At 46.9% G+C, this 10,454-nt stretch carries 7 protein-coding genes and 1 tRNA gene; 1 reads left to right on the forward strand and 7 read right to left on the reverse strand.

Going from position 1 to position 10,454, the window contains the following annotated elements; translation table 11 throughout:
* Positions 1–43 precede the first annotated feature (43 nt).
* Entirely contained in the window at positions 44–202 is a 159-nt protein-coding gene (locus ACTTKA_RS11430) for a hypothetical protein (protein ID WP_442725128.1), read from the reverse strand.
* Between the two features lie 429 nt (positions 203–631).
* Between ACTTKA_RS11430 and ACTTKA_RS11435 the strand changes: the two genes are divergently transcribed.
* On the forward strand, positions 632–3,415 hold the full coding sequence (locus ACTTKA_RS11435) for a hybrid sensor histidine kinase/response regulator transcription factor (protein ID WP_442725129.1): 2,784 nt from the start codon (positions 632–634) through the stop codon (positions 3,413–3,415).
* Between the two features lie 155 nt (positions 3,416–3,570).
* Here ACTTKA_RS11435 and ACTTKA_RS11440 read toward each other — a convergent pair whose 3' ends face one another.
* The 6 genes from ACTTKA_RS11440 to ACTTKA_RS11465 form a co-directional block, all read right to left on the reverse strand.
* Complete coding sequence (locus ACTTKA_RS11440) at positions 3,571–5,904, reverse strand: family 20 glycosylhydrolase (protein WP_442725130.1); 2,334 nt, start codon at positions 5,902–5,904, stop codon at positions 3,571–3,573.
* A 36-nt stretch (positions 5,905–5,940) separates the two neighbouring features.
* Entirely contained in the window at positions 5,941–7,221 is a 1,281-nt protein-coding gene (gene glyA / locus ACTTKA_RS11445) for a serine hydroxymethyltransferase (protein WP_442725131.1), read from the reverse strand.
* 423 nt (positions 7,222–7,644) lie between these two features.
* Positions 7,645–7,716, reverse strand: a tRNA-Arg gene (locus ACTTKA_RS11450).
* Between the two features lie 66 nt (positions 7,717–7,782).
* Positions 7,783–8,418 carry a superoxide dismutase gene (locus ACTTKA_RS11455; RefSeq protein WP_442714259.1) on the reverse strand — a complete coding sequence of 212 codons (636 nt, stop codon included), beginning with the start codon at positions 8,416–8,418 and terminating at the stop codon, positions 7,783–7,785.
* Positions 8,419–8,510: 92 nt separating this feature from the next.
* Positions 8,511–9,239, reverse strand: a complete 729-nt coding sequence (recO, locus tag ACTTKA_RS11460; RefSeq protein ID WP_442725132.1) for a DNA repair protein RecO — start codon at positions 9,237–9,239, stop codon at positions 8,511–8,513.
* 121 nt (positions 9,240–9,360) lie between these two features.
* On the reverse strand, positions 9,361–10,362 hold the full coding sequence (locus tag ACTTKA_RS11465) for a hypothetical protein (RefSeq protein WP_442725133.1): 1,002 nt from the start codon (positions 10,360–10,362) through the stop codon (positions 9,361–9,363).
* Between the last annotated feature and the right edge of the window lie 92 nt (positions 10,363–10,454).

A 10,454-nucleotide genomic window follows, 5' to 3' on the forward strand; every position in this document is an offset into this window, starting at 1 on the left:
TTCACTTTTCACTCTTCACTTTTCACTCTTCACTTTTCACTCTTCACTTTTCACTCTTCACTCTTCGGCATACTTTCTTCATTTGCTTGTCTACTTCTGTCTCCACCATCTCCTTGATGGTATCAAGTAACTCCATGCGTTCTTCTGCAAGATGCAGCGCCTTGTCGATCTTCTTTTCATGTTTTTCTTTTTTCCTTTTCATTATGCCGGAATCTTTTTTTCTGTTGCAAATTTAGCCTCTGTTCGAGTGATCGGACTTGCTCAAATCGGACAAAAACCTGCTCAAATCGGACATTTTTTATCATTCTCGACTTGCTCAAATCGGACATCGATGGTTGTCAAATGGCAGTATAATAGCTTTTTATATAGGGGTGATGGGGATAGTACTTCATGATGCTATTTAGAAGAAAAAAATATTCTTCAATAAAATTTGTTTTTTAGGAGAGGATTTACGACTTTTGATGCGGACAAACAATTTTATCCTGATTTTATAGATATTGTCGATATGCCGTTCAACAGTAACGTCACTTTTTTATTCACCGCTTTATCGGTGTTTCTTTTTATGTTTCTTTCGTGCGATAAGATTTACAAACGATCGGATCGGGAAGGACATGCAGCGACAGATTCCCTTATGCTACAGGCTTACACAGGCGACTCCTTAGCCGTATCATTGCGGATAAACACCTCGGAGATCGAAAAGGCATACGATGTCTTCCTGAAAACAAGGGATACGGAGAAGAAAATCATGGCTGCCAACCGGTTGCTCGAGACGTTGTATCAAGACGGTTCGATCGATTCGCTGATCGTTTTTGCTCCCGGTGAAAATCCTGAAAGGATCGAATTTTATGCTCATTACTATATGGGCGAATATTTTATTCTGTTCAACCGTTTTGATGAGAGCATCCGCAGCTTCGAATGGGCACGGAGTTTTTACTCCGAAAAATACGTAGGGGAGGAGGCTTTGTCGGACTTGCTATCGTCGCTGAGCGTATGTCTTCAACGCAAGGGCGAATTTCACCGGGCGCTGGAAGCCGTCAAAGAGAGCTACACCCTTGATGAGGTGTCGGGCGACAAAGAACGCATTAGCAGCTCGCTCAACAATATGGCTACTCTCTATCTTGCCATGAAACAGCCGAAGCTGGCCAAGGATATGATCCTTAAAGCGATCGGCATAGAACGTGAACTGAACCGCGACCGCGTGCTCGCCATCCGGTTAGGCATCGCTTCGGAAGTGTATCTGAAGCTCGACGATCCTCGTAAGTCGTTGGAATTTTCGGAAGAAGCATACCGCCTCGACATAGGGGGCAACCGTCCGCACAAGGCTGCCGTCCGCCAATGTCAGATGGCAAGCGCTTACTATCAGTTGAAGGAATATGACCGCGCACGACAGCTGCTCGACGAAGCCATCCCCGTACTCACGGAAAGCGGTAACCGTCTGTCGCTGGCTATTGCATCGTTACAGCTCGGCGGAGTGTACGAAGCGCTCGGTAACCGCAAGCAGGCCCTCGAAGCATACCGGCAAGCCATTTCCGACGCCGTGCAGGTACATGCCCGTTATGTGGAGAAAAACGCTCGATACGCGGCCTATAAGGTGATGCGTGATATGAACGATCCCGGCGCGCTGCTGCAACTGGAACGCTATACGGAACTGAACGACTCGATGTACCGGCACGAATCGGAGCAGATGATCGAACAGTACTACGCTCTTTACAAAACGGAAGAGATCAGTAAGGAGAGTGAGAAACACAGGGAAAGCCTGCGGGTCTCCATCTTCGTGGGGGCAATTGTAGCCGTCGTGCTGCTCGCTATCGTGCTGTTCCTGATATATCTTGTACACCTTCAACGGCTGCGCTCGCGAATGATGCGGCAGGTGGAAAAATTGCGTACCGGTTTCTTTACGAACATCACCCACGAATTGCGTACACCGCTCACGGTGATCCTCGGCTTGAGCCGAAACATCAGTGAAGACGAGAGCCTGCCGGAAAAGACACGGCTTGAAGGAAGCGCCGTCGAACGGCAGGGCAATCAACTGCTGGCGCTCATTAACCAGCTGCTCGACATCTCGAAAGTGAAATCGGCACTTGGCGAACCGGACTGGCGGCATGGTGACATGACGGCATTTATCGGGATAATCATCGACGGATACCGCGAATATGCTCGCGAGAAAGAGATCGATCTTCAATACGTAACCGACAGACCGGTGGAGGCCGACTTTGTGCCTGATTATGTGAACAAGATACTCAATAACTTGCTTTCGAATGCGTTCAAATTTACTCCGGCCAACGGGAGGGTGCGTGTGAATGTCACCTCTGATGGCGATGACGTAACCATCACCGTGGCTGACACCGGAAAGGGGATCCCCAAGGAGAACCTCGCCCATGTGTTCGATCCGTTCTATCAGGGGGAATACGAAGGAGGTAATATCGGTACCGGCGTGGGACTGGCATTGGTGTGGCAGATTGTTCGGTCGGTCGACGGAGAAGTGAGTGTGAAGAGTGAACCGGACAAGGGTAGCACCTTTACCGTGCGGATGCCGAGGCGGCATGGCGATGGTAAATGGAAACCATTGGAGACCAGAGAACCTAAACCGATTTTTGCCTTAACGACGGAGGAAAGCAGTATAGAAGATCGTGTGACCGGCGAAGAGAATCGTACACGTTTGCTTATTATTGAAGATAATAACGACGTGGCGCGCTATATCGGCAGTCAAATCTCCGACGAATACGATATTTTCTTTGCACCCGACGGTAAGCACGGGCTGGAAAAAGCGCGCGAAATTGTGCCTGACCTGATGATCACCGACCTGATGATGCCCGAAATGGACGGACTTGAAGTGTGCCGGAGTGTACGTGCCGATGAACTGATCAGTCACGTGCCCATCATTGTGATTACGGCCAAAGTGACGGATGCCGACCGTGTGAAAGGGTTAGAGGCCGGGGCGGATGCCTATCTCGGAAAACCGTTCAATGGCGACGAACTGCGTGTGCGCATCCGGAAATTGCTTGAACAGCGTCGCTTCTTGCGCGAAAAGTTTTCGAAAGCGCTGGCCGAAGGCAAGGAGGCCGAAGTGCAGCACACCGATGCCGACAACCGTTTCCTCTCCAAAACGGTTGATGCCGTCTATCTGCTGATGGACAAGCAACAGTTGGACGTGAATGCGCTGGCCGACAAACTTTGTCTGAGTCCGCGCCAGTTTCATCGCAAAATAACCGGATTGACGGGAGAGACACCCGTGGCTTTTGTCATGCAAATAAGGATGAAACGGGCAAAGCAATTACTCGATTCCAAGCCCGAATGGAGCATCGATGAGGTGGCCGAACATTGCGGATTCGATCACTATTCCGGCTTTTATCACGCTTTTAAGAAAATGTTCGGCATCTCTCCTTCGCAATACAGGCGAAGAGAAGCGGAGTAATTCCGGATTTGTTGGCTGAACCTTGAAACACTGAAAGTCCATACTGATAAAAAGAGAGCCGACTCATTTTGAGTCGGCTCTCTTTTCAGGAAACTTAATGCGGTTGCTCTGCCGAAACGTGTAATGCGATTCCGGCAAAGTAACTCACTATTTATTTACTCGTGGAACAGCTGATTTTCAGTAATCGTTTCAAATTTTTCGGCATCGGCTTTGCGGATTTTTACGCTACCGTCGCCCCAGTTTGAAGGCCATCCGCCGATGATGTGTCCGAGAAAGACTACCTTGAACTCGTGCAGTCCTTTGGCCAGCGCTACCGAACAGTCGCGACGCGAGAAGCGTTTCGTTTCGCCGGTGTTGCTGATCAGCCTCCGACCGTCGACCCATACCTCTTCGAGGTCGGACGAGAAGTAGTAGACGCCGTCTTCGGGAATGTCCACATAGCCTTCGGCCATGGCGGCATATTGCTTCACTCCGCGCATCGATTCGCTGCTCTTAACTACTTTCGTGATTTCGCCGAGGCTCTTGATCGTCGATGCTTTCCAGTCGGTAACATCCGCCAACCTCGACGGTTCGAGGAACATGCCGTCCGTTACCTGCATCTTCAAACCCGGCTTGGCCGCAGCTGCTTCTTTGGCCGGTGCCAGTGCCTGCTTCTCTACGGTGATGGTGCGCACGGGGCTCATCTTTCCCGAAGGCAGTACGGAACGGATTTTCAACGTGGCTGATTCCGTAAATTCCAGCGGCGATTCGTATATGGCCGATTCGGGTGTGGGATCGTTGCCGTCTGTCGTGTAAACGACCTTGACAGGGCGGTTCGTCGTAAACTCGAGCGATGCCTTATCGGTGAACGCCACAAAATTGCATGATCCGTTCGGCTGTTCGGGCTGAGGAATGTAATAGTTAACCTTATGTTCGTCGAGACGTACGCAGGCGTTGTCCAACCGGCGCAAGAAGTCGTTATAGTTTTTCTTCTCGGGCTGTGTCCATGCAATCTCGCTTAGCGCCAGCACACGCGGATAAGCGCGATATTCCAAGATGTCGGTCGTGTACAGGTATTCCGACCACAAGTTACATTGAACGCCTTTGACGAAGTGGTCTTTGCCGAGCTTGATCAGGGTGTCGGGTGTCGGGTTGTAACTGTACGTCTTCTCTAACTTCGCGTTGCCGCCGATGGCTACTGGCTCGATTTTCGGATCTCCTTGATAGTGGTCGATATACATCCCTCCCGACCCGGGCGTCATGATCACGTCGTGATCCATATTAGCCGCGGCAATGCCGCCGGCCTCGCCACGCCACGACATCACCGTGGCCGATGGTGCCAGACCGCCTTCCAGAATTTCGTCCCAGCCAATCAGACGCTTGCCGTGTCCGTTCAGCACTTTCTCGATACGACGGATTACGTAGCTCTGCAGCTCTTCTTCGTTCTTCAGACCTTCTTCGCGGATACGCTTTTGGCAAAGCGGACATTGCTTCCAGCTGCTCTTGGGACACTCGTCTCCGCCGATGTGGAAATAGGTGCCTGGGAACAGCGGGATCATTTCGGCGATTACGTCTTCAAGAAACCGGAAAGTCTCTTCTTTTCCGGGGCACATGACAATGTCTTCGACGCCCCAAATGATACGCGGCGTGATGGAATCGCCCTTGCACGAAAGTTCCGGATAGGCTGCGATGGCTGCTAGTTCATGTCCCGGAATTTCCAGTTCGGGAACGACGGTGATAAAGCGCTCGGCAGCATAGGCTACGATTTCTTTGATCTCTTCTTGAGTGTAGAAACCGCCGTATTCTGTACCCTCTCCGTCGATACGCTTCGACCCGATCTCCGCCAGCTTCGGATACTTCTTGATCTCAATACGCCAGCCCTGATCTTCGGTCAGATGCCAGTGCAAGCGGTTGATTTTGAAGAGGGCTAAAACATCGATATGCTTCTTCACATTCTCAACCGGGATAAAGTGACGGCACGGATCGAGCATGACTCCGCGGTAGCCGAATCGGGGGGCGTCCTGAATGTTTACGCACGGAGCCACCCATGCCATACCATCGACGGTTGTGCTGCTTTCCACCTCGGCGGGCAGCAGTTGCAGGAAGCTCTGCATGGCGTAGAACAACCCTTGTGGGGTGCGCGCCTTAGCCGTGACCTTGTCTTTCGTCACCTCCAGTGTATAACCTTCTTCATGCTCTACCGATTCGTCGATCAGTAACGCGATCGCGTTCGATGCCGTTTCCTGGTCGGTCACTTGCAGTGTAAAGCCGGTCGAGAGGTTGAGCTTGCCGGCGATAAACTCGGCAACCGTCCGGGCACCGGCGTCCTGTGCATAAAAAACGGTGTTCTTTTTCAGCTGAAAAGAACCTTCGCCCTGCTCCAGACTTTGCGGTTGAGGAATGATGTTGATTCCCTGATTGTAACTTTGCTGATTCGTGACCGGTTGCTTATTGTCGCACGCCGTCAGGCAGCATGCGCCGATCACTACGGATAAAAATAATTTCTTCATACAATAATATAATAATTGAATTTGTGTTCCGGAGGATTACCATGCAAACAACGGATAGTCTTTCATCTTCTGATTCACTTTGCTGCGTACGGAAGCGATCGTTGTTTCCGATTCGGGATTGGAGAGTACGGTGTCGATCATCTCGACAATCTCACCCATCAACGGCTCTTTTACTCCGCGTGTAGTGATGGCCGGCGTACCGATACGGATGCCCGACGTTTGGAACGGCGAACGGCTGTCGAACGGTACCATATTCTTGTTTACCGTAATATCGGCGGCAACTAACGCTTTTTCAGCTACCTTACCCGTCAACTCGGGGAATTTGGTACGCAGGTCGATAAGCATGCTGTGGTTGTCCGTTCCTCCCGAAATGATTTTGTAGCCCTTGTCGATAAAAGCCTGTGCCATCACGGCTGCATTTTTCTTTACCTGTGTTTGATAAGTCTTGTACTCGGGTTCAAGCGCCTCACCGAATGACACGGCTTTGGCGGCAATCACATGTTCGAGCGGACCGCCCTGAATACCGGGGAATACGGCTGAATCGAGCAGCTGAGACATGGTTTTGATTTCGCCTTTCGGTGTTTTCTTGCCCCATGGATTTTCAAAATCCTTGCCCAGCAAAATCACACCACCGCGCGGGCCGCGCAGGGTCTTATGCGTCGTTGAAGTGACGATATGGGCGTGTGGCAGGGGGTTGTTCAGTAAACCGGCAGCAATCAGGCCGGCCGGGTGTGCCATATCGATCATCAGCAATGCGCCGACTTTGTCGGCAATCGCACGCATTCTGGCATAATCCCAGTCCCGAGAATAAGCGGAAGCTCCTCCGACAATCAATTTCGGTTTCTCGCGCAATGCCACTTCTTCCATCTGTTCGTAATCCACGCGTCCCGTATCTTCTTTTACATTATATTCGACGGCGCGATACAAGATACCTGAGCTATTTACCGGCGAACCATGAGAAAGATGCCCTCCGTGCGAGAGGTTTAAGCCTAAGAACGTATCGCCCGGATTCAGGACTGCCAGAAAGACGGCCGCGTTCGCCTGTGCTCCAGAATGTGGCTGCACGTTAGCCCATTCGGCCCCGAAGAGCTTTTTCAGCCGTTCAATGGCCAGATTTTCACTTTCGTCTACCACTTCACAGCCTCCGTAATAACGTTTCCCGGGATATCCTTCGGCATACTTGTTGGTGAGGTAACTGCCCATGGCCTGCATCACCTGTTCACTTACGAAGTTTTCCGAAGCAATCAACTCGATACCTTTCAACTGGCGTTGATGTTCACGTTCGATAATTTCAAAAATTACATTGTCTCGTTTCATAGAAATATGTTGGTTAATGATTCGTATAATTGTTTCTACTTAATCTGTTTTTATTTGTTGTTATAACCACTTGTTTTTCACATTTGTTTTGCGGGTGTAAAGGTATTGTTTTTTTTATGAATATACCTAATGATTGCGGGGGATTCTCTGTTAAAAAGTTATTTCGCATACGTTACATATACGACCTGAATGACGCACTCATAAATGAACCGTGAGGAAGGTCTGGTCTCTTTTATTTTGTCCATGCCATAGAAGAGGTAGAAAGGGGATATTTGTAGGTATGGTTGAGTCTTTGCAAACGATGCGTCGGTTGGCATGTATGTTGGAAAAACCGTTTCGATACGGTGTGTATAAAAAACGTCTCGGCTAGAAAAAGCCAAGACGTTTTATGATTTTGTTTTGTTGCTCTGCAACTTCTGAAAGTAGTCCCGCCGGGAATCGAACCCGGATTTAAAGTTTAGGAAACTTCCGTTCTATCCATTGAACTACAGAACCGGTTCTTAAAAGACCGGCCAACCGCTTTAACCGTCGGCCGGTAGTCCCTACTGATGCGATCTGTCTTTATTTCATTCTGCTCTCTACCACTTCCCAGTCGATGATGCTCCATACCGCTTCGATATGGTCGGCGCGTCTGTTCTGGTAATCCAGATAGTAAGCGTGTTCCCACACGTCGATACCGAAGATCGGAGTGTATCCTCTCCGTACCGGATTGGAGCCGTTGGCTTCCTGTGTGATCACTAATTTACCTTCTTTGTCGACGGATAAGAAAGCCCATCCCGATCCGAACAAGGTTAAGGATGCTTCCGTAAACTTCTTTCGGAAGTCTTCGAAGCTACCGAAATCGCGATTGATGGCTTCGGCAAGTTTGCCCTTAGGAGCGTTATGCTCTGTCTGAGGCTTGAATTGCAGGAAGTAAAGTTCATGATTCAGCGCTTGACCGGCATTGTTGAAAATAGCACCGTCGGGAGCTGTTTTAACAATCTCCACAATGCTTTTTCCATCGTATTCCGTACCTACTATAAGTTTGTTCAATGTATTTACATAGTTCTGTAAATGTTTACCGTAGTGATATTCAATTGTCTGCTGGCTGATTACAGGTTCCAATGCATTCTGTGCATAGGGAAGCTTTGGTGTTTCAAAACTCATAAGTGTAATGCTTAAAAATGTAAAAATTAATGTTGATAAAATCGCTTTCATACAAGTGAATTTTATAAATCGTTACAAAGATACTTGCTTTCGGGTAAAAATGCAAATGCTCGCTTGGATATCTTGAAAGGGTTTAATGTTTTTTATTGATTAAAAAGGGTTTGCATCACTTCGAATGATTTTATCTCTGGGAAATCGGATAAATGAAGACGGTAATAATCAAGAATATGTCGAATGATACGCGTGCGCTCTGTTCGGGAAAAACTGAATATCGACATGTTTTGGAAATTCATTTTTAACAAGCGGGCGAAGACGAGGCTTTCCTCTTTATCTAAATAGTGATTATGTTCGGGAAGGGTGTCCGAAAACGTACCATTCAACATATCGAAATATTGTCCTTTCGCATACAATTCTTTATTGGGATGGATACCGAGATAGCTCGATAGCCGGAATAGAAATGCGAGATGAAAGTTGGCGATGCCTTCGTCGGCGATTTCGAGCCAACGGATGGCATGATAAAGATAGTTGAACAGAGGCTTATTCGCTTCTTTTTCCTGGATGACCCGGTAGAGTACTTCGGACAGAAATAAGACTTCGGCGTTTTTTACAGGATGCTGATGGAGCTGCATCGCCGGAAAGGCCGGTCGGGCTTCACGGATGCGCTGGATTTCTCTGTTGTTCAGATGTTCCACCTCCATATCGAGTACGGAGAGAGGCATCAGGAAAGCATGCGGAATCTTCGCCTTCTTACGGCGTGAGTTCGTCACCATGTAAGAAATGCGCCCGAATTCTTCCGTGTACATATTTATTATAATGTACTTGTCGTTGTACGGAAGGGTGTGTAATACAATTCCCTTTGTTTTATGCAGCATCCCGATGCAAAAATAGTAAAAAAACAGATGTGGATGTCTGTTAGTTTAAATCGCTTGTTTTTAGGAAGCTATGTTTGTTTTGAGATTTTGATACGATTATCCTGTGATGGCAGAAGGCTGTCTATTCATTGTTGAAGTAATTTTCTATATAGAATTTATCAGTCAAATATTTTTCCTGCCACATTGGATTTTGCTTGTCGAGTAGAATACCCTCTGCAAATCCGATAGCATAAAAACTAACGCGTTTATCTTTTTCCAATTTTGAAGTCGCTATAGAGTTTAACTCAGATAAATAAAACTTGTCCTTCAAGCTGTTAAAAGGTGTAAAGTCTTCTAGCTGTGCCATCTCGGGCGTCGGGGTATAATTATCTAACGCTTTTATGAATTTATATTCAGTATATCTTGCAATACCTTCTTGCCATATTTGAAACGAAAAATAGCGATAATCAGAAGGACTTAGTGCGTTTTTAAGTCTTTTCCTTTGTGTTAAGTAGTTTCTAAAATCTTTCTTAAAAGACTTCTTTTCTATACTAGAAATCACCTTGAGTAATGCGGAAGTGTATTTTTTGAATTGTTCAATAACATTTGAATTGTCATAAGGGAATGCGTAATTTAATTGCCACATTCCGGTTTCGTCATCACCAGATAAATTCAATGCATTTACTTCGTCATAATAGTGCTGTGAAGTAAATTGATACTGATGGAAATGTTCGTGTAATAAGGTAATTGTCCAATCAGATGAGTTTTTGTTTGTTTTTTCAGGTGTTCCAACAACGATGCAATTCACCCCATTTACCGCTGGAAAGGTAGCTAAATAGAAATCGGGAAATAGTCTTTTTCTGTATAGAATTTTTGTGTTCAATATTTTATCATCTTCTGATAGTTTAAAATCATCCGATGGATAAGGGTGATTAACCAAAAATTCAAGGCTGTCTGTTACAAGTAATATCACAAAAGGAACTTTATTTATTCCATTCCAAATTTTTTCTCCCATTTGTTTGGAAATATTGATGGCTTCTCTAATTCTGATTTTATCTTCGTATCTCATCTTAGGGGTATCTTGTCCATAAGCAAAAGAGTGTGAACTTAAATATACCATTAGAAAAAACGTTGTTTTTTTCATTTTCTACTATTTATTTTTTTGTGCTTACTTATAATGCCACAAATATATGAAGTTTTATTTATCTAATACATAATGTTATTCTTTTATTTTTA

Source organism: Tannerella sp. (assembly GCF_052170195.1).
Classification (GTDB): domain Bacteria; phylum Bacteroidota; class Bacteroidia; order Bacteroidales; family Tannerellaceae; genus Tannerella.

Excerpts from the sequence above, each read along its gene's own strand:
- ACTTKA_RS11430 (WP_442725128.1), bottom strand. The coding sequence starts at position 202 with ATGAAAAGGAAAAAAGAAAAACATGAAAAGAAGATCGACAAGGCGCTG.
- ACTTKA_RS11435 (WP_442725129.1), top strand. The coding sequence starts at position 632 with ATGCTACAGGCTTACACAGGCGACTCCTTAGCCGTATCATTGCGGATA.
- ACTTKA_RS11440 (WP_442725130.1), bottom strand. The coding sequence starts at position 5,904 with ATGAAGAAATTATTTTTATCCGTAGTGATCGGCGCATGCTGCCTGACG.
- glyA (WP_442725131.1), bottom strand. The coding sequence starts at position 7,221 with ATGAAACGAGACAATGTAATTTTTGAAATTATCGAACGTGAACATCAA.
- ACTTKA_RS11455 (WP_442714259.1), bottom strand. The coding sequence starts at position 8,418 with ATGAAAGCGATTTTATCAACATTAATTTTTACATTTTTAAGCATTACA.
- recO (WP_442725132.1), bottom strand. The coding sequence starts at position 9,239 with ATGCTGCATAAAACAAAGGGAATTGTATTACACACCCTTCCGTACAAC.
- ACTTKA_RS11465 (WP_442725133.1), bottom strand. The coding sequence starts at position 10,362 with ATGAAAAAAACAACGTTTTTTCTAATGGTATATTTAAGTTCACACTCT.